17 protein-coding genes are annotated in these 22,668 nt (G+C 41.9%); 11 read left to right on the plus strand and 6 right to left on the minus strand.

The window, feature by feature from the left end; genetic code table 11:
• Positions 1 to 210, minus strand: a 210-nt coding sequence (locus tag ACVA53_RS22610) for a helix-turn-helix domain-containing protein (protein ID WP_446506350.1), incomplete at its 3' end; no start/stop codon positions are given.
• Between the two features lie 148 nt (positions 211 to 358).
• Here ACVA53_RS22610 and ACVA53_RS22615 point away from each other — a divergent pair.
• From ACVA53_RS22615 to ACVA53_RS22625, 3 genes are all read left to right on the plus strand, one after another.
• A complete protein-coding gene (locus tag ACVA53_RS22615; RefSeq protein WP_446506331.1) occupies positions 359 to 1,507 on the plus strand; it encodes a hypothetical protein in 1,149 nt (382 codons plus the stop codon).
• A 177-nt stretch (positions 1,508 to 1,684) separates the two neighbouring features.
• Entirely contained in the window at positions 1,685 to 2,317 is a 633-nt protein-coding gene (locus tag ACVA53_RS22620) for an inovirus Gp2 family protein (protein WP_446506332.1), read from the plus strand.
• A gap of 360 nt (positions 2,318 to 2,677) precedes the next feature.
• Positions 2,678 to 2,917 (plus strand): AlpA family transcriptional regulator, encoded by a 240-nt coding sequence (locus tag ACVA53_RS22625; RefSeq protein WP_446506333.1) that lies wholly within the window; start codon positions 2,678 to 2,680, stop codon positions 2,915 to 2,917.
• A gap of 57 nt (positions 2,918 to 2,974) precedes the next feature.
• Here the strand turns inward: ACVA53_RS22625 and ACVA53_RS22630 are convergent, their stop codons facing one another.
• The 5 genes from ACVA53_RS22630 to radC form a co-directional block, all read right to left on the minus strand.
• Positions 2,975 to 3,208 (minus strand): helix-turn-helix transcriptional regulator, encoded by a 234-nt coding sequence (locus ACVA53_RS22630; RefSeq protein WP_446506334.1) that lies wholly within the window; start codon positions 3,206 to 3,208, stop codon positions 2,975 to 2,977.
• Positions 3,205 to 3,765 (minus strand): tyrosine-type recombinase/integrase, encoded by a 561-nt coding sequence (locus tag ACVA53_RS22635; RefSeq protein WP_446506335.1) that lies wholly within the window; start codon positions 3,763 to 3,765, stop codon positions 3,205 to 3,207. Before ACVA53_RS22635 ends, ACVA53_RS22630 begins: the two co-directional genes overlap by 4 nt.
• A 125-nt stretch (positions 3,766 to 3,890) precedes the next feature.
• Positions 3,891 to 4,334: a DUF2787 domain-containing protein gene (locus ACVA53_RS22640; RefSeq protein ID WP_446506336.1), complete on the minus strand. Its 444-nt coding sequence runs from the start codon at positions 4,332 to 4,334 to the stop codon at positions 3,891 to 3,893.
• Positions 4,315 to 4,797: a DUF2787 family protein gene (locus ACVA53_RS22645; RefSeq protein WP_446506337.1), complete on the minus strand. Its 483-nt coding sequence runs from the start codon at positions 4,795 to 4,797 to the stop codon at positions 4,315 to 4,317. Before ACVA53_RS22645 ends, ACVA53_RS22640 begins: the two co-directional genes overlap by 20 nt.
• A gap of 8 nt (positions 4,798 to 4,805) precedes the next feature.
• Positions 4,806 to 5,282, minus strand: a complete 477-nt coding sequence (radC, locus tag ACVA53_RS22650) for a RadC family protein (protein WP_446506338.1) — start codon at positions 5,280 to 5,282, stop codon at positions 4,806 to 4,808.
• 334 nt (positions 5,283 to 5,616) lie between these two features.
• On the opposite strand from radC, the gene mads1 reads away from it, so the two are divergent.
• The 8 genes from mads1 (at position 5,617) to mads8 (ending at position 22,660) form a co-directional block, all read left to right on the plus strand.
• Entirely contained in the window at positions 5,617 to 5,790 is a 174-nt protein-coding gene (gene mads1 / locus ACVA53_RS22655) for a methylation-associated defense system helix-turn-helix domain-containing protein MAD1 (protein ID WP_267922765.1), read from the plus strand.
• 207 nt (positions 5,791 to 5,997) lie between these two features.
• Entirely contained in the window at positions 5,998 to 8,052 is a 2,055-nt protein-coding gene (gene mads2 / locus ACVA53_RS22660; protein WP_446506339.1) for a methylation-associated defense system DNA methyltransferase MAD2, read from the plus strand.
• A complete protein-coding gene (gene mads3 / locus ACVA53_RS22665; protein ID WP_446506340.1) occupies positions 8,049 to 9,344 on the plus strand; it encodes a methylation-associated defense system AAA family ATPase MAD3 in 1,296 nt (431 codons plus the stop codon). Before mads2 ends, mads3 begins: the two co-directional genes overlap by 4 nt.
• Positions 9,345 to 9,346: 2 nt before the next feature.
• Positions 9,347 to 10,009 carry a methylation-associated defense system protein MAD4 gene (gene mads4, locus ACVA53_RS22670; protein WP_446506341.1) on the plus strand — a complete coding sequence of 221 codons (663 nt, stop codon included), beginning with the start codon at positions 9,347 to 9,349 and terminating at the stop codon, positions 10,007 to 10,009.
• The gene (locus ACVA53_RS22675) at positions 10,006 to 11,376 is read left to right on the plus strand and encodes a restriction endonuclease subunit S (RefSeq protein WP_446506342.1); all 1,371 of its coding nucleotides are present in this window, start codon (positions 10,006 to 10,008) and stop codon (positions 11,374 to 11,376) included. The genes mads4 and ACVA53_RS22675 overlap by 4 nt, the downstream gene beginning before the upstream one ends.
• Positions 11,377 to 11,385: 9 nt before the next feature.
• Positions 11,386 to 15,519, plus strand: a complete 4,134-nt coding sequence (mads6, locus tag ACVA53_RS22680; protein ID WP_446506343.1) for a methylation-associated defense system protein kinase MAD6 — start codon at positions 11,386 to 11,388, stop codon at positions 15,517 to 15,519.
• On the plus strand, positions 15,516 to 17,162 hold the full coding sequence (mads7, locus tag ACVA53_RS22685; RefSeq protein WP_446506344.1) for a methylation-associated defense system protein MAD7: 1,647 nt from the start codon (positions 15,516 to 15,518) through the stop codon (positions 17,160 to 17,162). The genes mads6 and mads7 overlap by 4 nt, the downstream gene beginning before the upstream one ends.
• Positions 17,159 to 22,660, plus strand: a complete 5,502-nt coding sequence (gene mads8 / locus ACVA53_RS22690; protein ID WP_446506345.1) for a methylation-associated defense system ATP-binding protein MAD8 — start codon at positions 17,159 to 17,161, stop codon at positions 22,658 to 22,660. The genes mads7 and mads8 overlap by 4 nt, the downstream gene beginning before the upstream one ends.
• Positions 22,661 to 22,668: the final 8 nt, after the last annotated feature.

Below are 22,668 nucleotides of genomic sequence, written 5' to 3' on the forward strand. Positions count from 1 at the left end.
AGAGTTTGCCCCGAGGCTAGTTTTTACCTTCGGCCGATATAGGAGATTCGACGTTTCCAACTCTCCAACAGCCTTCTGGAACGTTTTATCACAAAGCCCGAACCGACTGCTGAGTTCTTTCACACTCCCTTGCACAAAGCACTCATTGCTCTCAAATGATAAGTGAAGCATACCTAACCATAACAACCTACTGGAAGGTGAAAGCCGCACTTCCAGTGAAGTTATATGTTCATGCAGCCATTCTAGTTTGATCAGTGTTTCACTTCTAAATTTTGACAAAATCAGTACTTCACAGTCGATTTTTTACGATGAATTATTGTATAACACATTTAATATGCAATTTGATAGGTACCTAGGAATGAGCAAGTCATGGATTGACACAAACAGTCAAGCTCAAGAGATATGGGCGAGAAAATACCTCATAAAAAAGAAGGCTGTTGGAGAGTTGGAAACGTCGAATCTCCTATATCGGCCGAAGGTAAAAACTAGCCTCGGGGCAAACTCTTTCGAATACAGGTTAATCAATTACCCTGAAGACATTGAGTTCATCAGGGGAGAGCTTAGTACTGCTATTAGGGATTTTTTGTTCAATCAGCGTGCAGGGAAGGGAGGCAAGCTGACAGCCTCTCAACGAATTTTAATGGTGGGTATATTGGCGCTGGAAGGCAACTTTGGCCCTATTATTGCGTTTCAATATCTTAATTTATCCAGGCTGACTGGAATTCCACACCGTAATATTTCCTCAAACCTTCTAAAATTGGATGCAAAAGGATACCTTTCTGCCCTTGAAGGGAAAATTAAAAGGGTTAATGATAATAAACTCGTCTTGGCATACTTGCCTAACAAGAAAAATAGAAAATCTGGTCCCAATATTGTTATCAATGATAAGAGGCCAACAGAGATTCAAGTTATATCTGTTCTTACTCATAAGAAAGAAATTGAGGAGTATTTGCAGAAGAGCACTGATATGAAGGATATATTAAGTAAATTTTATTGGTATGAGTTGGAAAAGAGTAAATTAAAGAGGTGTTTGTATGAACCATTTATATCGGTTCCAGAAAGGGTGCGAACACCATTATTAAGGGATATAGAGCAAAGTACGGATTTATGGAGAAAGTTAGAGAAAAGTAACTTGCTTGATGCAATTGAAGTAGTGGTTTGCTCTACGGCATTAAAAATCATTTCAATGTCAAATTGTGGAGGGTATTCCTACCCATATGATTTTATTGAACACCCTGAAATACGGATTATGATAAAGGACCAGCTTCGAGGATTTCCTATATCATTTAACCAACAGGAAAATTTGATTGATATTATTATTCCACTAAGTTGCATGATGGCTCAAAAATTAGCAAATATCACAAGAACAGGGGGAAGAGGAATTGATATAACAGGGGGTAACTTATCTCTTATGGCTTTTTATCCATATTTGGATTTGCTAATTAATGACTCTGGTTTTGAACCGGATGTTGTTATTGCTGCGCGTTATGAAAATTACACTGAATGATTAGGAATAAATTGTGATATAACTTCAGAGTAAAGTTTCTTATAATTATATTGAGTTTTATTGTTGGTTTGTTATTTATTTGATTAAATGAACGTCTATTTAAATAAACATGAATGTCGGATTGGTATTATATTAAGTATATCCATTTAGTTATGAACCTAACTAAAAGGATGATTTATGAAAGTAAACTATGAGTACAACGATTACTATTTGAATAGAATTGAAAATGTATTGGATAACCATCTTACAAAGTATCCAAGAACGCTCTGTATTCGAATTGATTTAAGATATCCTATTACCCCCTGTAATGTACAGAATGATTATAGTTATGACTTTCCAACAGTATTTATAAATTCTGATAACGATGTAATGAAGAGGTTTTTTGATTCATTGAAAGCTCAGGTAAAGCACGAGGAATGTAAAAAAATAAAAAATGGGAAAAGAGTTCATAACAGTGGTATGAGTTATGTTTGGGTAAGAGAGTTTGGCGAAAGCAATAATGAGCATTTTCATGTCTTACTTTTATTTAATAAAGATAGGTATTACAACTTAGGTAGCTTTGGGTCTGAGGATAATAATCTAGCTAATAAGATAAGAAAAGCTTGGTCTAGAGCACTAAATGTTGAGGTGATGGATTACCCTAATCTGGTACATTTTCCTGAGCATCCCTGTTATCACTTAAATACCAACGCCGATAGCTTTTTACATAACTATCAAAGTGTTATTAATAGAGCGCGCTACTTGGCTAAAAAACACACTAAGAGCATTGGGCGTGGTCAAAGAAATTTTGGTGCTAGTTTAGCTAAGTAAAAACAAGGCATGGGCACCCATGCCTTAATCATTAAACAGTAGTTACTCTAAGCATCGTTGTCCTTTGCCCAAGAGTAACCAGCGATCACGCCTGCGATAAATAGTTCTGCTGCAGGTTTAGCCAGAATAATCGATAGCATTAGATGCCTCCTTCGTTACGTAGTACAAGCTAACGCCGACGACAAAGCCAGCGACAAATGCGAATGGCATTCTTTGTCTCCTTATTGATGTGGGATTTTGCATATGAACGGTCATATGCAAGTTAGTAATATGTGCTTGAAAAAAAATAGAAAGAGGGTTTGATTCTTTATTAAAGGGTTTGGTGCATCTAATGAGGAAGAACTAAACAAGGAATTAAAAATGAACTCAGTTAGATTAATTAAGTTGAAAGAAGTAATACACCTAACAGCATTAAGTCGTTCTAATATCTATAAAAAAATGAGTGAAAACAGCTTTCCAAATAGCATATCACTTGGCGAGCGTTCAGTCGCTTGGGTTGAAGAAGAAGTAATACAATGGATTGAGGACAGGATATCTTCGCGTACATCTTTCTGTGATGTAGATACTGATGATATTGGGTATGGTTGTGTACCGATGTGATTATTGATTATAGCTAAAGTTATTGGACGGTACTTGTGGGTACCGTCCTTATGCTTGTTAGCTTGTCACATTGTCTCTTATTGATATTTTGTCGCCTATCCAACCTTGGACTTCACTCTCAATCCAGGCAACAGAGCGTTCCCCTAGTGAGACTGAAGTGGGGAATCGACCTTCGTTTATTTGCTTGTATAAGCTTGAGCGTGATAGGCCAGTTATTGTGAGTACTTCTTTTATCCGGATAAGCCGACTTGCTGGTGGAAGTATATCGATATTCATAATGTCATTTCTCATAGCACTAGTTCTCTAAAATCACTGTCAATATCGTCTTGGGTGATACCGATGTAGCGGAGTGTCACACCTTCAGAGCTGTGCCGAAGCATTCGCATGACCCTGCCAATATCTTTGGTGCTTTGATACAGGTGGTAACCGCGGGTCTTTCGCATTGAGTGAGTACCCAGGGAAAGCTTTATCTCCTCTCCAATAGATGCAAATACTTTACTGACTGCACGACGACTCAAAGGTTTAGCCGGACTGTTGATGGCTTGTTGGTTACGATAGGATTGAAACAAGTAAATATGATGTGGATTCTCCTGTTGGATACGATGAATGATGTTTAAGCTCTTGGGGTTGAGAATGATTTGAGCTTTTTTACCAGTTTTTGATTCATGGATAGTCAGTCTATCTTCGTCGATATCGCTAAACTTAATAGCAAGCAAATCAGATATCCGCAGCGCTAGATTTAATCCGACATTCCAGATGTCCGCCATTTGCTGACTGTGTCGTATTTCTAGCAGGTGACTGATGAGTTGAATGGTATCGCGGCTTTTCACCGCTTGAACTTCTGCCATAAGGATGGTTCCTTTTTTCGGTGAGAATGCAAGTTATGGGTACCTCAAAACCAGCAAGAAGAAAGAGTCCTTACTACACAAGGGATGGCAAGTTCCCAAAATACCAAAATGGGAACTTCGTTTTCCTACATGGATACTTTTACTTGGTCAAAGGCACCAATAGCGATGTAACTAAGAAAGTTGTTTTCCCATATTTGGTAGAACTCGATGACATCTCGAGTGTTAAGTAAGGTCGTAGCAAGAGACATCTGCTGGAAAGTGTTGTGCTTGAAATTGAAATCAAGCTCAATGCCTAATTCTGGGTAAGGTCCTCCGCTGTAGGCAAAATCTATGATGTAGCTAATTTCCCACAAGTTATCGCTATCTCGGCAAATCATGATCTCTACGGGGTGAAAGCCACCGTTTTCTGCGCTGTAAGTGGTATCACGGAAGTTAATGGTAAGGGCATTGGGAAGCTCTTTCGGTGTTGTCTGATTTACAGCAGTCTCTATTGAAATGTATAACTTTTCTGAGATAGGGAACTGATTTGATTTAAAGTACAGGCTGTTCTTAGTGATAGGTTCGTCCATAGCTATTTTTCTCCTTTTTGTATGGCAACTCTGTTGCGCCTTTAGCGTGATCTATTGCGGTAATTCTGGCTTGGATGATGTCGAAGCTGTTGAGGGCAAGTTGACGCAGTAAAGCGACTTCGTAGGATTGGTACAGAGCGGTGACTTTGGGTTGGTGCAGATTGCACCGTTCAACATCGGGTTGATAGAACCAGCCTCTAAGGAAGTTGAAATAGAGTTCAACGTCGACTTCGGAGGCATTTTCAGTTGGATAGGAAAAACTCGTCACGAAGACGATTCGCCACGTTGAATGTGAACTGTGAGATGGTCCTCTTTCAAGCTGAATTTCTACCGGAGGAAAGCCGGTGCGGCTACGGTAGTACTCGCTGATGCGAAAGTTCAGTGCAACACGAGATGCATACCCAGGAATATCAAGTTTTTTAATCAGCGTGTTTAGGTAGTCCACCAGTAGTGGATGAGGCATAGTTTTATTCATAACCAACCTCTTTCTGCAAACGAAACACAACTTTCACCAACGACGATATGATCTAGCACTCTGATATCGATTAAAGCTAATGCGTCAGATAAACGAGTTGTGATTCGTCGGTCAGATTGCGAGGGTTCCGGTACACCAGAGGGATGATTGTGGCCAAAGATAACAGCAGCGGCATTGGCTACTAGAGCAACTTTAACGACTTCTCTTGGGTAGATGCTTGCTGCATCTATCGTGCCGGTGAATAACACCTCAAAAGTGATTAACCGGTTTTGGTTATCGAGCAACATGGCGCCGAACACTTCTTTGTCATAATGAGCCAGTTTCATTTGAAGGTATTGCTTACTGACTTCAGGGTTCGTGAAAGATCCGTGTCGAGCATATTTAGCTGCGAGCATAGAAGCTGCGGTTTCAAGAACTTCACGTAGCTCGGTGGGTGAGTTTTGCCGGTAGTTGGAGAGAGATGATGAGTGCATAGAGCCTCCTGTAGTTGGGAGTAGGTATTCGCACTCAAGTAATATGTATTTGAAAAATAATGCAGTCATACCTGTTTATCGATTATGAAGGCATTTGAGCATTATTTGCGATATGAGCCTGAATCGGGTACTTACAATCCCTTTGGAAGCATTTTTTATTAATGCGTTAAGCAATTAAGAAGCTTTTAATATCAGGAGCCCTCACTCTATTATGGCGAGGTTATAAGCGCTTATTCTCATAATGGCTCAATTATTATTGTTGATTCCCCAATTTTCGCATATTCTCTCATTATCAAAGTTGCCTGCAAGAACTATCGAGAGCTATTGTATTGAAATGACAGATCAAATTTTGACCTTGAAAGAGGTTGCTGCTTACTTGAAACTTGCTGAGAAAACAGCATATAGGCTTGCAAGTGAAGGTAAGCTTCCTGGCTTCAAAGTGGGTGGTTCATGGAGATTCAAGAGAGAGGATCTCGAAAAGTGGATTGAAGAACAGAAGGAAGGCTGATGCTTTACCCAAGCTCAAATATAGTATTGATGCTTAAGAGCATTGTGGAAACATTTAAGGCATGTACTTCAATCTATTATGCAGTCAAAAGCTATTAAACAGTCTAACTGCATTTCACCAGAGTGCGCAGTTAGCCTAGAACATTGAAGATTAAGAAGATGAATTAGTGTTAGACGCTAGCTCATGATCACAGATACCGAGAAAACAATGACAACTATTAAAGAGTCAAACCAACCAGAAGTACTCGCCATCGAAGACGGCATGATGCTGGATTACTTGACGAATAATCCGATCAAGCAAACTCCGAAAGAGCTCGTACGCCAAAAAACGTTGAGAGCTTTGTTTCATGAATACGGTTTAAGTGCTGCAGACATGGAACTGGATCTACCGATAAAGGTAGGTGGCAAACGTAAAAAAATCGATATAGCAATCTTCGAGCACGGTGCAGAGCACTTACCCGAAAATATTCGTCGTATCGTTATCTGTGACAAAGAACCTAAAAAAGGTAAAAAGTCAGCGGTAAAAATGCGTGACCACGACCAGGCACAGAAAGATCTTCAATTGATGGAAGATATGATGCGTGAACAGGTTGGTGATAAGTACGTGTTAGAAAAGTGCCAGTGGGGCCTTTGGACTAATGGCATTGAGTTTTTCTTTGTGGAAAAGGAAGAATCTCGCTTCGATACCAAGTTCAACGCAGTTGGTGATTGGCCATTAGCCGATGAAACTTTAGGAAGCCGAGATGTTGCGTCAAACGCACAGCTAAGAACCGCTGATCGTGAGATGCTACTTACAGCGTTTCGTCGTTGTCACAACTTCATTCATGGTAATGAAGGGATGCCTAAAGATGCCGCATTCTGGCAGTTTTTATACCTCATCTTCTCGAAAATGTACGATGAGCGTATCGGCAACCGTGATCGTGAATTCTGGGCATCACCGACGGAGCAATTCGACGACGAAGGCCGCAAGAAGATCAGAGCGCGCATCAACCCGCTATTTGAAAAGGTCAAAAAAGCCTACCCAGAAATCTTTGCAGGTAATGAAGAAATTACCTTATCTGATCGCGCTCTGTCATTCATGGTGTCTGAACTTGCTAAGTACGATTTTACCCGCACTGAAATGGACGCTAAAGGTGCAGCCTATCAAGAAGTAGTTGGTGATAACCTGCGTGGTGACCGTGGTCAGTACTTTACGCCTCGTGGCGCAATCAAACTCATTGTCGAAATGATGGCACCACAACCACATGAGAAAGTGCTGGATCCATCATGCGGTACCGGTGGTTTCCTAGAGCAGACTTTGAGCTTCATCAATAAGCAATTACACGAAGAAGAAAAAGTCAAATTGGGCGCTGAAACCACAGAAGAGTTCATTTCTATTCAGCAACAAATTAAAGAGTTTGCTGAAAATAATCTGTTTGGCTGTGACTTTGACCCCTTCCTGTGTCGCGCATCGCAAATGAACGTGGTGATGGCAAGTAACGCCATGGCTAACATCTACCACATGAACTCACTGGAATATCCGCACGGACATCTGAAAGGCGTAGAACCTGCTAAGAGAAAGATCCCTGTTGGTGATTCAAGCGGTAAAGACGGCAGCATCGATGTTATTTTAACTAACCCGCCATTTGGCTCTGATATCCCTGTTACCGACAAGCAAATTCTTGAACAGTTTGATCTTGCTTATGTATGGGAACGCACGGAAAACGGCGGTTTCAGAAAAACAGATCGTCGTAAAGATGCCGTATCACCTGAAATATTGTTCATCGAGCGCTGCGTGCAGTGGCTTAAGCAAGGCGGGCGTATGGGTATCGTGTTACCAGACGGTATTTTAGGTAACCCTGGTGATGAATATATTCGCTGGTGGTTAATGCAAGAGTGTTGGGTACTTGGCTGTGTCGATTTACCAGTAGAGTCATTTATCGTTGAAGCTAACGTAAATATCTTAACTAGCCTGCTGTTCTTGAAAAAGAAAACCGATACTGAAAAAGATGCTATTGCCATTGGTGGCGAGCCCGAATACCCAGTATTTATGGCGGTTGCAGAAAAGGTAGGTTTTGATCGCCGTGGTAATACGCTATATGAGCGTCACCCAGACGGTGAAGAAAAAGTCATTGAAGAAGAAGTTGAGGAGCGTATTCGCATTAATGGCCAAAATGTGGTGCGTAAGCTAAAGCGTCGCAGCAAAATTTTAGATGATGACCTGCCAAAAATTGCCAAAGCCTGGAAAGAGTTTCGCGCTAACAATCCGGAGCCATCGGTATGATTTCAAGAATAGAGGCCTACAAATACCGCTGCTTTAATACGCTGGATCTAGCCTTAGAGCAGCAGCATGTATTTGCAGGCTCTAATGGTTCAGGTAAAACAACGTTACTTGATATCCCAGCTTTGTTTGGTGATTTACTGAATGTGTCGGATATAAACGATGCGTTCTTTAAACCCACCAATGGCAGAGAGCGAGCACGCGCAGACTCAGCCAGAGAAGTCGTTCATCAGCTTCGAGGTGAGTACTTTATCTTGGCACTGGAAGTGCGCCTGCCTCATTCAGTTATTGAAGAGCTGTTAAGAGGCGCTAGTAATGCGTGGTTAAAAAAATTTCAGAAAATAGAATTAAGACCCGATACTGCGCGATACGAAATATCGTTCAGAATCAACCAGGACAAATTTCAAGTTACAGAAGAGCACTTAACGCTTTTTCCTAATAATGAATTGCGCCCAGAACATGGCATGGGTCTTATTGGCGTAGATGATTTCAGGCGCAGTGCGCCTTGGTTTAAAGTGTTATCGCGCAGTTTAGGTACCAAAGTTAAATACCAGTCAGAGTATCAAGCTGGAAAATCATCTATCCTTGAATTTGGCTTACGAGATAACCAATTGGCTTTGGCAGCGCTACCTGCAGACCATGATTTATATCCCGCAGCGCTATGGCTTCAAGAGTTTCTTATACAAGGCTCACATTGCTACGAGCCACAATGGCCTGCAATGCGATTAGCTGCATCGCCAAGAGATAAGCACGCCTTTAAAGCGGACGGGAGTAGTCTACCTTGGCAAGTACATGCCTTGCAGCAGAGCGATCCCGAAGGCTTAAACGAATGGCTAGAGTTGGTGCAAATGGCACTGCCCTCTATTGCCAAAATTGAAGCCAAGCAGCGTATTGATGATAGCTTTTGTTACCTAGAACTAACCTATAGCAACGGCATGGTGGTGCCTTCGAGCGGCTTGTCACACGGTACTCTGCATATCTTAGCGTTGACCATTATCCCGTATTTGCAAAATGCACCTAAGATCATCACCTTGGAAGAGCCTGAGAACGGTATTCATCCTAAAGCTGTCGATGTGGTGTTAGAAGCGTTAAAACTCACCTCTGATACGCAACTGTGGTTATCAACGCACTCGCCAGTGGTACTTGCCAATAGCGAAGTAGAGCAAATCATCACCATGCGCTTCAACCAAGACGGCGCAACAGAAGTATTAAAAGGCCATGAACACCCCCGCCTAAAATCATGGAAGGGCGAAGTAGATTTAGGAACCCTATTTGCGGCCGGAGTGTTGGAATAATCATGAGAGATATTGTTTTTTTAGTAGCCGACGGTGAAATGCAAGCCACCGTAGAAGGCTTTTTCGAAAATCCGGCGTTTGATGCACGACTGCAATGCGCCAGATTTGAATTCGACACCAAGCAAGATTTAATTAAACACCCACGAAAAGATCCGGGTGTTTATCAGGATGGTCATAACCTGCTGAAAAGCTATGTTTATACCCATAAAAAAGCAGTCGTTATGGTCGACTTTGCGTTTAATGACAACCTACAAACAATGAATTATCAGCAGTTTTGTGAAACTATTAAAGCCAATATGCGTGCCGCAGGTTGGCCTGAAGAGCGTTTTTTTGTCATGGCGATAAACCCAGAGCTGGAAGTATTAATGTGGCAAGCGGATACCCGACGAATTGAGCCAGTTTTTGATTATCCCAGAGAAAGAGAAGGCATTAGCCTTAGGGAGTGGCTGCAGCAGCGAAACCTTTGGAATGCCGAAGACCTAAAACCTTTTGATCCAAAATCAGCGATTAATATAGCTAGTAGTCAAGGTTGGGGGCGTAAGAAGGCTCATACACAGCTGTTTAAGCGTATTGCCAGGGACGTATCTTTCAAAGGTTGTGCAGATGAGTCGTTTAACGGCTTATTGCAACAGATTCAAGTATGGTATCCGAGGGTTTACGCATGATAGTGAAAACAATTACATCAAAGAATATTATTGATGAGAAAACTAGACTTGATTGTAGCCCCTATATGACAGCTGCTTTTGAAGCGAGGGCTGCGATTGTAAAACTAAATATAAAAAAACAGCCTTTAGGTGATATATCGAGCTTGTATAAAGGAAAACAACTAAAGAGAATTTTTGTAGATAAAGATAATGGGGTTGGCTTCCTCAATACAAGTAATATGCTTCACATGCATTTGTTTAATCTTCCATATTTGTCTTCTGAGATCGCAAATACCGATAAGAAATGCTTTGTTAAGAAGAGAGATATTCTTGTAAGCGCTGCAGGCAGCATTGGCAGAATGTCTTACATCTCTGGGGATATGGAAAATTTGTTTGCATGTGGTGATATTATTAAGGTCACGATTGATGATTCAAAGGTATTACCAGGCTATGTATACGCATTAATGAATGGGAAGTTTGGTAAGCCAATTATTCAGATGGGAACTTATGGATCTATTATTCAACATTTAGATGTTAAAGACTTGGCGAGATTTAGTATTCCAATCGTTTCAAAAAATATTGAGAGCCAGGTTAATGAATTAATGGAGAAATCAATAAAGCTTTATGAAGACTCATCAACGTTGCTGTCAGACTTAGTCAGAAGAATCGATGCTCCTTATCATGAAGAGCTGGCAAGCGATGCCAAATACACAGTAATTAAGTCTACTGATTTATTAAAGAGATTTGATGTTACTTTTCATGATCCTAGAGTGGAGATTTTAAAACGTGCTATAAAGAACAATCGACATATGACAATCGGTGATTTTTGTGACTCAACATTTTTGCCTGGAATTTTTAAGCGAATTCACATTGACGATATAAATTATGGTGCAGAGTACTTCACAGGTGCATCACTTTTCTGTAAAGAACCAGAGGCAAAAGGCATCTTGTCCAAAACTACATCAAAATACGACGATGTGCTTTTGAAGTATGGCACTGTTCTGGTGCAAGCGTTCGGACAGAAAGGCGGCTTAACAGGTCGACCTGTATGGGTAGGTCGTAACTTAGATAACAAAACGACTACGCATATGTTAGTAAGACTTTACGCCAATGATTCAGTAAAAGCTGCGTTTTTGTATGCATTTCTTTTAAGTGACACTTCTTACAAGCAAGTTGCTGCACTAACTTACGGTGGTTCAATTCCACACTTTGACGAAAATATAATTAAAGATGTGCTCATTCCGTTCGAATTGGGGTCTAAGGAAATTGAAGTAATTGGTGAGATTAGTTTAAAAGCCTTAGAGATGAGAGATAACGCTCAATCCTATGAGCGACAGGCAATCAAATTGGTCGAAGACGCAATAGAAGCCGCTGCACCAAAGCATTAAGGAGAGGTTATGGCACAGGTATTTGCAATTGGTGATGCGGTTAACGATGAAGAGCGCAAAGCCATCGCTTGGTTAAAAGAAAAGTTACCAGACGATTACTTTATTATTCATAGCTTTGAGGTTGAACAGTACGACCGGCTGTTTGAAGTAGATATCTGTGTTGTTGCGCCCCATGCTATTTACTTAGTGGATGCCAAGGGCATCCACGGCCAAGTTGAGGTGGACGGCACCATGTGGCACACCTCCCACAACAGCTATCGTTCGCCATTGCCAAAATTACGCGGCAATGCGAAATCTTTATCGGGCCTCATTTGTAAACAAAATCGCGCAAATAGAGATTTAAAAAACATCTATGTGGACACTGCGGTGGTGCTCACTATAGATGGTTGCGACTTCAAGGACCCTGAAGATCGCGAGCGCGGCCATGTAGTGGCACTAAAAAACAGCACCCGTTTCTTTACCGACAGTGCCTGTATTCCAGAGCGCTTTGAGCGCAATGTGACTAAGTACATTCAGATTATCGCAGAGGCCTTGGGTAAATCGGCAAAAAAACGCAGCCATGGTGAACGCTTTGGCAACTGGGAAGTGGCTGAAACCTTGGCTGACAACCAGTACTTTACGGAATATCGTGTATTTAATATTACTGCGGGCCGTAAAGGCGGTACAGTGTTGGCCAAAGCCTATAAAGCAGATCCTTACTTACCGGAAGAGGAGCGCAACAAGCAAAAACGTCTGATTGAAAACGCTTATCGTGCGATTGCAAAAATGTCCTCGCACTCTGCCATTATTGGTGTGAAAGACTTCTTTGTTACCGAAGCTCAAGACAAGTATTTGCTCCTAACCGACGACATTCCCGGCGAAATCCTTAGCAAAAAGCTTAAAGACGCAAGCTCGCTGCTCACATTGGATCAGAAAAAGCGCATCGTTAATGACCTGCTGTTGGCTTTAGTACACTTATGCCGTAATGGTGTAGTCCATCGCAATATTACCCCTGACCATATTTTGATGGGAGCCGACGGCCAGCCAAGGCTGATTGATTTTGACTACGCTCGTATAGGTGCAGAAAACACCACCACAATTGCGGACGAAGTTCAGCAACGAATTTCTAATCGTTATAAGGCACCAGAGCTATGGGCTGATAGCCATGCCGCCAGTTGTGCCTCGGACATTTACAGTTTAGGCCTGGTCATTTACGAGCTGTTTAGTGGTGATTCGGCCTTTGATTCGGTCACCCAAGCCATCGAAAGGTCGTGTTTGCTCAGTACAAAGTTGAGTGAGCGACATAAACAGCTATCTGCAGAATTTGATAGTTGGCTACAAACCTTGTGTCATAAAGATTCGATGCAGCGACCTAGTCCAGACGAGGCATTAGAGCAATTTACTGCGCTGTGGCAACCCAAAGCGGCAGCAGATGTTACTGAGCCTAATAAACCAGCACAACTGGGTGTTAAAGATCCAAATGCACATGAGTCGTCAGTCAATTACAAGCGTTTACCGAGTGGCCACCAGCTAACTAATAAATACGTCGTGCAGCAACCGCTGGGTAAACCTGGCGGTTTTGGTGTTGTGTATAAGGTAACGGATACCTTTGGTGATGTTTCGCGTGCGGTGAAGCTGATTTTGAATGATAGAGAATCGGTATTAGAGCGTTTAAAGCAGGAATACCGCACCTTGATAAAACTGCCAGAGCACCCCTATGTGGTAAAGGTGTACGATGCAGACGTATTACCTAATCAAGGCCCCCCTTATATTGTTTTTGAGTATCTTGAAGGGCTAGATGTCAGTGAACTGATCCAGCAGCGCTCATTAACTGCACACGAAGTGTGGACCATGGCCAAGCAAGTAGCAGAAGGTTTACAACATTTACACGAGCACAATATTTTCCACTGTGACATCAAGCCACAAAACCTGATTTGGAAAGACGGCAAAGTTCGTATCATCGATTTTAACGTATCGGTAGATGCTGAAGATCTAACCTTAGGGGGCGGTTCAAGAAAGTATTTACCCCCAGATTTAAGCATTACCGAAACACCACAAGCCTCTGATTTGGTTGACAGAGACTTATATGCCTTGGGCATTACCCTGTATCGTGCCATGACCGGTGAATATCCATGGGCCAACGTGCAGTGCCCGCCTATGGATGAGTTAGCACGTCATCCTAGTGAGTTTACTCAGAGCTTTAATTTAACCGATGATGTTTCTGCGGTTCTGCTAAAACTGATCGCCCCTAAACGAATTGACCGTTTTGAATCTGCCGAGCAATTGCTGAAAGCATTGAATAAAGTCCAGCAGTTGAAAAAGGCGCAAACTTTATCGGAAGAAAGCACTTCTCAGTTTCATTTGCCACCTCTTGCTGACGGCTCTAACCCAAGTAAATCCGCGTTTCATGATTTTATGCTGACGCTGTATAGCCAAAGTCGGCATTCAAATGCAGGTACCCGAGGTTTAGATGATTACGCAAAGTTAATTTACGTAGAAACCTCCTTAGATACCGAGCTTGCTCCAGCAATATTGGCTGGGCAACTGCGGTTAGTGCTAATTACTGGTAATGCTGGTGATGGTAAAACCGCATTTTTGCAACAATTGGAGTCTCAAGTTGAAGCGCAAGGAACGAGCGTTCACTTAAACCCACAAGGGAATGGCAATTGGTTTGAAATAAATGGCCATAAATATCTAACTAACTACGATGGTAGTCAAGACGAAGGTAGCAAAGATAATGACGCGGTACTCGAAGAGTTCTTTAGCGTCTATAAAGGTGATGATTCAAATTCATGGCCACACCACGAAACCCGTTTAATTGCCATTAATGAAGGTAGGCTAGTCGACTTTTTAAGCCAACACTCGGAAGGCTTTGCCGCTCTAAAAGTCGTAGTTGAGCAAAGTTTAAAAGATGGCTCAGTGCAAAATGACGTAGCGGTAGTAAACCTGAATATGCGCGATGTGCTGGCTTCGACGCAAAGTCAACCTGAGTCTATTTTTGAGCGAATCATCGGAAAAATGACTTCAGCCAAGGTTTGGCAAGGCTGTGATTATTGTGCGCTAAAAGACAAATGCTACGTTAAGCACAATATTGCTACCTTTCAAGACGAGCAAACTGGCCCTAAAGTCATCGAGCGTTTGAAGTATATTTACAAACTGACCAGTTTACGCAATCAGCTACATATCACGATGCGAGATTTGCGTTCGGCACTGAGTTATACCTTGGTCGGTGAATACTCCTGTAACGAAATTAAAGAAATCTATGCCAATGGCGAAGCCGACAAAATTATTCATGGTTATTACTTTAACGCTTGGTGCGGTAACGACAATACACAAGATAGATTGCTAAAGCTGCTAAGAGAAACCGATATTGCTCAAGGGTCTGACGTTCGCTTAGATCGCGGACTGGACTTTTTAGGTTTAGATGCTGTTGATTGGTTGCAGTTTGAGCAGCGTAGTGAACACGAAACCCAACTTCTGGCCAATGCTCATCAGAGCTTACCAAATGGCACAGCATTAAGTGAGAGTAAGGAACGCTACCTATCTCATCGTAATGTGGTTGGGATGTTACGCAGAAGGGCCTACTTTGAGCGCCGTGGAGAAAATTGGCAAACATTACTGCCTTATCGTTCAGCGAAGTTATTAGTACGTTACCTCGAAGACAGTGCATTACTGAATGAAGCGAAATCGCTTGCCATTAATGCAATTAATCGTGGTGAAGGTTTGCATAACCCGATGTATTTTAATGGTCAACTGGCGATGCAAGTACGTAAGGTACACTTAGGCACTATTAGAAGTTATCGCTTATTCCCATCGGATGTTTTTTCCATTGAAGTGAAAGACTCAGCGATGAACTCGTCATTTGTGGAGCATAGCCCGCAGTCACTATTGCTTAAGTACCAAGATGCAACCGGCCTTACCGCAGAGTTGGAATTGGACTTGGATTTGTTTGAAATGTTGCATCGTCTCAATCAAGGCTACGTGCCTTCGGCTCAAGCGGAGCAGAGTTTTTATTTAAGTTTAACTGTATTCAAGAACGTATTGGCTTCAGCACCTTATCAAGAGGTTTTGCTAACTACCAACGGCCAACAGTATGAAAAAATAATCCGCGACGAAGGTGGTGTGTTGCAGTTAGAACGATTGGTAGCGGAGGTTCAGCCATGAAGTTAGGTAAAAAAGATAAGGCTTTTCGCACCAATAAAGTGAGCTATCTTGATTACAAAATTGTCGAAATGGACAGAGTCTTAACTCATCTGTTCGCTCGGCTAAAGCACAATGGCGCATCCAGTAAACTAAGTGCTAAAGGTATGACGGTTGAGTTGTTTAAAGACGAGTTTCTAGACTCTCGTAACGGAAAGCATTTTAAAAACTTCTCTCAAGCCCCTATTACTATTGAAAAGTGGATTGAAACCCACTTGGTGGACTTAATTAATCGTGGCAAGGCTAACGAAGCGGTTGCTGCGCCGAGACCACTTCACGGTAATACTTATTTGTTTCGAAATCCTAAAAATTGCCGGGATTATGGTGCCTCTAAGCAAGTATATGAGTTGCTATACCATGCCAATAATGGTCAGACTGCGATTAACCGACTCAAACAGTTTTTCTTTGCTGGTGTCGATTCTACGACAGGCCAGTATGATAGTTCTTCGCAAGTAGATGTTGAAACACAGGCAATTTTAAGACTGTCTGATCAAGTGAAGTCTGACGCGCCGGATCATGCTGACTTACAAGAACGGTTTGCGCCGCTTAATCAACAAGCTGCGGATATTTTAGCTGAAGATATCATTAAGCTGCTGACGTATCGCCAGTATATTCCTCGTTCAGTGATGGTTGAGTACATAAAGATATTGTTAGCCTTTCACCTGGCCCTATATCAATTGAAATTGTTTAAGTTGCTACCCGCTTTGGCTAAGAGTAAGGGCCGTAATCTCCAAGAGAGCAATAAACAAAAGACGGCGCTCTATGTGGACATGACAAATGGAGCTAATAGCTTGAGTGAATCGATGGCTGAGCAAAGTGCGACGTTACACTACAAGCGTATTCCTGCTTTTATTAAAGCCTATTTCGGCGTTAAAAAACTCGATGAATTTGCAGAGTATCTATCGAAAAAAGGTAAATTATCGGGGTCAAAATCGATAAAACAAATGTCAGTGCCTGATTTGTTCACTCTGCTGGAGTCGCCGTTAGAGCAAGAGCGCGATCAGTTTTTTGGTCAGCGCAACGCTGGAATTTTAGATGCGTCAGTGTCATCTGCTCATGAATCAGAAGACATTCCACCAGAGATTCATGCTATTACCCAACTTGGCTTACCAGAGTATGAAACCTACATAGAAATTTTGTTGTTTGTACAAGGTAATGCAATCCGTTCTGGCTTAGTCAAAAACCTAGATAGTTTTATGCTCAAAAATAAGCCTGGCGCTTTGTTAGAGCAACAAAGTGGCAGTAATGGTGGCCGTCGATTTAGCGTTGATGGACGTTTGCTAGAAGTGTTGTTACAGCTGGCGGTACTCACCAAAGGTGGTGACTTGGGTTTTCACACAAAGGAGTTAAGAGTTGATGAGCTGTTAACTTTCTTAAAAGAACGATATGGCATTTTTATTGATTCGTTACCCGACACAGATGCTTTCTGTGAGTCATCAATTGATGTGAATAAAGCGCTTAGAGATAACTTATCTGGTTTTAAACGCCGGTTACGAGAAATTGGTTTTTATCGCGATCTTTCTGATGCGTATGTAACACAAACGGTTACTCCAAGGTATCAGATAAATAGTAAGCAAAATGAGAGTATGAAAGGACATAGTGCATGATTAAGGGAATTCAAACCGTTATTAAGTCAGATATTGACGGCAGCTTAATCAGTGTCCTTGTACCTAAGTTTAAGATGTTACTAGAAACTCGCGGTGCGGGCCACTGCATGAAGGTATCTGATTTAGAAACAGAGCTGATGTATCAGCTTAGTGAAGTCGTAACAGGTGCGGTTGAGTATGCCCAGGTTGCCGTATTGGCAGTGAAAGCGACGCGTAATTTTTCGGTTACCAGTACCAAGCTTGTTGAACTGCGAAACCCTGATGAACACGGCCAGCTTCGCCAGCCATTACTGATTTTTGTACCCAATGAATTAAAAACGTCCTCTGAAGACTCTTTTGGTGCAGCGACCTTTGAACAAATTGATATTTCAGATGCTTATTGGCTTGCGTTTAATCAAGTAAAGGCTGAATCTCCTGATCCGATTAAGCGGTTGTTGGACGAAGTTTACTTCATTCTTCAAGAAAAGGCGGCGTTAAAACTCAGTGCTTATCAATGGTTGCGATACGCGCTAACGATTAAGATTAATGGCTTTGATCCAAGTGTTGCTGGTGCTGCTCTTTACGAGCTGGGGCTGATTCCTGATCTTGAGTTGCATCAAGATCATTCCATGTTGGTACGCAAATTAGTTAAAAATCGCGAGTGTGTACAAATTATAAACCGCTCTGAGAAATCAGCGATTGCAACCGTTTATGACCTGCAGCTAGAAGGTGAAGATTTTAACAAGAGATTAGCACTCTTTTTAAATGATCAGGAAAATCTACTCGATAGCAGTTGGCGCAAGCAATTAGTGGTGGATAGCAGCAACTGGGCACTCACTTTTGATAAATGGCGCTTTCAGTATGAGGAAGATGCCACTGATGCAGTTTGTTTAACGGTGACTGAGGTTGGTTTGCCGCTTATTCCTGATGATGAAACAGACCCAAATTTGCAACAACTGATTGGCCAACAAGTATTAACTACTGGCCAAGGTGGTTTGAAAAAGTTTTCTGTGACTTTTTCTGTTTCACCAAAGCCTAGTGAAGTTAATGGTTTAGCGAAATATAAAGCTCAGGTGTTTACTCAACAAGGTGATTTTGTTGGGTTAATTAAGGTAGGTAAAGCTACATCAAAATCCAAAGTTACAATCACGTTTAACAAGTTGACTGGAATCGAATGGGAAGAAGGTTGGCATTACATTCGAATTCAAGCGTTTGATGAAAATGATGAATTATTACCTTTGGTTGATGACAAACTGTGTCCAATACCCTGGGGTACGTCCAGGGCGGAGGAAGCTGGCTCACGAATTAATGAAAGTGATCTGTTTTATGTTTTGCCAGCAGCAGATGCAGAGGTTGAGCCAATTGAGGGGCGAAGAGTCAGAGAGGCGTCATTAGCGCATGCGAAGATTAAAGCTGAATTTGCCAACGTCATCGAAACTGAGAAATTTAGCAATGCTGAAGTAATGGAAACGACTTGGCAGGATAGTAAGAGTAAGGCTGAGTCGATCATCAATGTGAAATTCAAGAAAGGAAGTGGTATTCAAATTCCCGTTACCACTTACTTAAAAAACTTTGAGCAAAAAATTCTAGCTAACCCAATGGCAGCTTTGACTTGGCGTGTAGAAATTCGCAATCAAGAAGCAAGTGAGTCTGGTGCCGATGCTGTAGATTGGCCAATAAAGGGTGTAGAAAGCCAGTTTGAAAAGTTTAAAGTGGCGCGTGAAACTTACTTTCAAGTTATACATCAAGATGAGAAAGAGCTAGTTTCTGTCGCTCATGATCATGTGTCTTCATCACATGAAGCCTACCTGTATTCCAGCAGCTATCTAGAATACCTAGCCGCGGTATTTCAGGAAACTGAAAATGGACATGACTATTCGACTGAATTAGCCGCGTTACTTCGCTTGGATTCACTTTCAATCGTGATATGGAATTATGACGGCAGCTATAAAAAGGCCATGTTACTGGGGCCTACACATCCACTAAGGGCTTTATGGCTAGGTGGATGGGCTTCTCTTGCGGAAGCTTGGGCAAGACCGAGTGAGAAGGTTGGTAAGGAAATCGCGGTAGGGACTAAAAACAGTTTATTAGAAGAACTCGCGTTAACCAATTTTCCTTACGTACTGCCAGACTCTCAGGGCCAGTTGATGGTCGCACTTGATAGTATTCATCCATTTTGGAGTATTCTGTCGTCTGCACAAGAAAAAGAGCCACAAGCACTCATTGATAAAATTAAAACTGCATTTGGTATTAAAAATGATTACCAGCAAGTTGGTAAGCAAAGCAGTGCCTTTCTCGCCACAAAAGTCGAAAGATATCTGATACAACATCCTTATGTGAACTGTTTATCGATCAATGTGTTTAACGCGGGGTCTGCGGGAGCCGTAGCGGGTATGTTGTTGGCTTTGAGAAAGAAACCGGAGCTAAAGCATATTAGTTTTGATATTCGTCTATTCGTAGCTGACCCATATGCGATAGAAGTAGGTGCTGATTTATTTAAGCTAATAAATAGTGGCGAAGACAGTGAGAATGAAAACCAGCTATTTCATTCAGCTGAAAATCACTTGCAACCGAAATTAAGTATTTCGCTCAGAGCGAGCTCTGAGTTTGAGCAGTCGCCTGATGAGTTTCAGTCTCATCTAAGCATGTTATTCGATGTGTTCCCTGCACAAGAGTTATCGGTAGTAAAACCGCAGGCAGACGAACAAGTTGCGCCTATATATGGGTTGTATCAGGACTATTGCATTGATTACTTCGATGAGAATGGGGTTGTTGCTTGGGATCGCCACACGAGACATGGCGCTGCGAAAATGCTTTTCGGCGGGCAGATATCGGAGACTGTTGCCAAACTCCCTAAATTAATGTCCGCTATAACAGCTTCGCTGGCGACAGGAGATTTTTCTTTAGAGCAGGTACCAGTGGTCAGGTTGGCTCTTGATAGCGCTGAGAGAGCTCTGTTAAATCAATTGCATGAAGTCAGTGATTGGGTGTTCACTGTCGATAGAAACTTGGGTATTGAGTTCTTTGATCACGGTGGTAAAGACGGCCGACCAGACTATCTGATTGATCATAGTCCGGAAATGGCCTCCTCAAATACCCATAATTTTGTTATTACATCTCGCTCAACAACAGAAATAGAAGCTTTGTTGAGAGGTACTTTAGAACAACATCAAATTGTTCCTGATGTTGATAAGGCGACTCGGGTTTTAGATTCGCTTAGAGCGTTGTCAGGTAGACTTGCGTTAAAACTTGCCTCTAATAGTGCTTCAAAGTCGGAAGCCCTAGGTTTAGCACTATCTAAACTTTATTTAGAGTACCAAGGAGTGTTTAAGGACCAGGTAGTAGTTCCTTTAGATGCTCACCTTGAGCTTTATTCTGAGCTTCAAAAGGCTGATGGTGAATTAGGTGCTGATGTTAGTTTCAAAAGAACAGATTTAGCATTATTTGATTTAGATGCATCATCACGCACGATTCGTTGTAATTTAGTTGAAGTTAAGTGCTATTCAGAAGTCGGCGATCTGACAAAGTACGAGAGCTTAAAGAAGAGTATAGCTGAACAAATTTCACAATCGGAGCGTGTTATTCAACGTCATTTTGATTCAACGCGCACAACGCCGGATAGACCAGATCGCTTAGTTAAAACACAAAAGCTCTGTGTCCTTCTTGAGCATTATCTGAAGCGTTCCGAGCGATTTGGCTTATTGAGTTCTGAAGTTGTCGAGGAAGCAAAATTTCTGCTTCGAACATTGGAACAAGGCTACAAGCTTTCGATTACCCGTAGTGCTGTTATTTTCGATTTTGGTCAGAATAGCTCCGGCGTTGAAAAAGAAGTCGGTATCGAGTTTCATCGTGTTGGGCGAAACCATATCGACGAATTGCTATCAACTAAAGTGTTTGAGGATGATGACCAAAGTGAAGGCACGTTGGACTTACTTGAGCTAACTCTGCCTAAGTTGGAATCGGCTGAATTTCTACACAAAGAGCGAGATAGAACCGTATCGTGGGATGAGCTGGTATCTGGGTCTACTATTGAGTTGCCGCAGAGATCTAGTTCCTTTGACGTTAATGGAGATGAAGAAAATAGTTCATCTATTGAGTATGATAATTCATCATTGGCATCAGTGAATAAAAATGAAATTAAGGAAGATTCTCTTGTTTCGATTCAAGATATTGAGAATGAACATACTGTAGAGCCAGAGCCAGAGCCAGAGCCAGAGCCAGAGCCAGAGCCAGAGCCAGAGCCAGAGCCAGAGCCAGAGCCAGAGCCAGATGAAATAAAACACGTTAATCAGCCAAAGATATCAACCAGTTGTAAGGTTGATATCGTCCCACATGATATTGTTTTGGGTGTAAATGGCGAGTCAGCTCAGTTTGGACTGCTTGGAGAAGTTCATGGTCGAAAAGTCGCTTTAGATTTAAACCATACTCACACGTTAAGTCTATTTGGTGTTCAAGGAGGGGGGAAAAGCTATACTTTGGGTTCAGTTGTTGAAATGGCAACTAAATCAATCCCATCGATCAATACGCTACACAAAGAACTAGCGAGTGTTATATTTCATTACAGTGCTACTCAGGATTACAAACCAGAGTTTACGTCGATGATCGCCCCAAATGATGATAAATCACAATTGGCAAAGCTAAAGGCAGTTTATGGAGCAGAGCCAACATCGTTGGATGATGTAGTGTTACTTGCACCAGAAGACAAATTAGATGAAAGGCGCATCGAGTACCCAGGTATTGAAGTTCATCCACTGAAGTTTTGTTCATCAGAACTAACTGCGGGACATTGGAAATTTCTGATGGGGGCTATCGGAAACCAAGCTGCATATATTCGCCAGTTGGGCAATATAATGCGGAAAAATCGAAATAACCTGTCAATTAAGGCAATTAGAGATGGAATACAAAACTCTAGTCTTTCTGACTCTCTTAAAGACCTAGCAGATATGCGTTTGGATTTTGCCGAGCAGTACATTGATGACCAATTAAATGTTGGTTCACTGATTCGCCCTGGCAGAATGATCGTTGTAGATGTACGTGATGAGTTCATTGAAAAAGATGAAGCGTTGGGTTTATTTGTAGTGCTTCTGCAAATATTCTCGGAAGCTAAGTACCAAGGACAGTCTTTTAACAAACTTATCGTTTTTGATGAGTGTCATAAGTACATCGATAGTCCTGACCTAGTAAAAGGTCTTGTGGAAACGGTTCGTGAAATGCGTCATAAGGGCACTAGTGTGATGATTGCTAGTCAAGATCCACCGTCTGTTCCTGTCGAGCTTATTCAGCTTTCTTCTCAGATAATACTGCACAAGTTTAACGCTCCCGATTGGTTAAAGCATATTCAGAAAGCGTGCATTGGATTGAAGTCCTTAACACCCGAGAAGCTAGGTGCTTTAAGACCTGGAGAGGCATATATCTGGTCTAGCAAAGCAAATGACAATGCATTTGTAAGTGATGCAATGAAGATTCAATGTAGGCCGCGTGTGACTAAGCATGGTGGGGATACTTTGACAGCGGTGTGAAAAAGCTG

Source organism: Photobacterium sp. DNB23_23_1, assembly GCF_052873815.1.

What these genes read in the sequence shown, in the direction of transcription:
- mads7 (WP_446506344.1), top strand. Translation starts at nt 15,516, where the DNA reads ATGAAGTTAGGTAAAAAAGATAAGGCTTTTCGCACCAATAAAGTGAGC.
- radC (WP_446506338.1), bottom strand. Translation starts at nt 5,282, where the DNA reads ATGCACTCATCATCTCTCTCCAACTACCGGCAAAACTCACCCACCGAG.
- ACVA53_RS22620 (WP_446506332.1), top strand. Translation starts at nt 1,685, where the DNA reads ATGAAAGTAAACTATGAGTACAACGATTACTATTTGAATAGAATTGAA.
- mads2 (WP_446506339.1), top strand. Translation starts at nt 5,998, where the DNA reads ATGACAACTATTAAAGAGTCAAACCAACCAGAAGTACTCGCCATCGAA.
- ACVA53_RS22615 (WP_446506331.1), top strand. Translation starts at nt 359, where the DNA reads ATGAGCAAGTCATGGATTGACACAAACAGTCAAGCTCAAGAGATATGG.
- mads4 (WP_446506341.1), top strand. Translation starts at nt 9,347, where the DNA reads ATGAGAGATATTGTTTTTTTAGTAGCCGACGGTGAAATGCAAGCCACC.
- ACVA53_RS22675 (WP_446506342.1), top strand. Translation starts at nt 10,006, where the DNA reads ATGATAGTGAAAACAATTACATCAAAGAATATTATTGATGAGAAAACT.
- ACVA53_RS22635 (WP_446506335.1), bottom strand. Translation starts at nt 3,765, where the DNA reads ATGGCAGAAGTTCAAGCGGTGAAAAGCCGCGATACCATTCAACTCATC.
- mads1 (WP_267922765.1), top strand. Translation starts at nt 5,617, where the DNA reads ATGACAGATCAAATTTTGACCTTGAAAGAGGTTGCTGCTTACTTGAAA.
- ACVA53_RS22625 (WP_446506333.1), top strand. Translation starts at nt 2,678, where the DNA reads ATGAACTCAGTTAGATTAATTAAGTTGAAAGAAGTAATACACCTAACA.
- mads6 (WP_446506343.1), top strand. Translation starts at nt 11,386, where the DNA reads ATGGCACAGGTATTTGCAATTGGTGATGCGGTTAACGATGAAGAGCGC.
- ACVA53_RS22630 (WP_446506334.1), bottom strand. Translation starts at nt 3,208, where the DNA reads ATGAGAAATGACATTATGAATATCGATATACTTCCACCAGCAAGTCGG.
- ACVA53_RS22640 (WP_446506336.1), bottom strand. Translation starts at nt 4,334, where the DNA reads ATGGACGAACCTATCACTAAGAACAGCCTGTACTTTAAATCAAATCAG.
- mads8 (WP_446506345.1), top strand. Translation starts at nt 17,159, where the DNA reads ATGATTAAGGGAATTCAAACCGTTATTAAGTCAGATATTGACGGCAGC.
- mads3 (WP_446506340.1), top strand. Translation starts at nt 8,049, where the DNA reads ATGATTTCAAGAATAGAGGCCTACAAATACCGCTGCTTTAATACGCTG.
- ACVA53_RS22645 (WP_446506337.1), bottom strand. Translation starts at nt 4,797, where the DNA reads ATGCCTCATCCACTACTGGTGGACTACCTAAACACGCTGATTAAAAAA.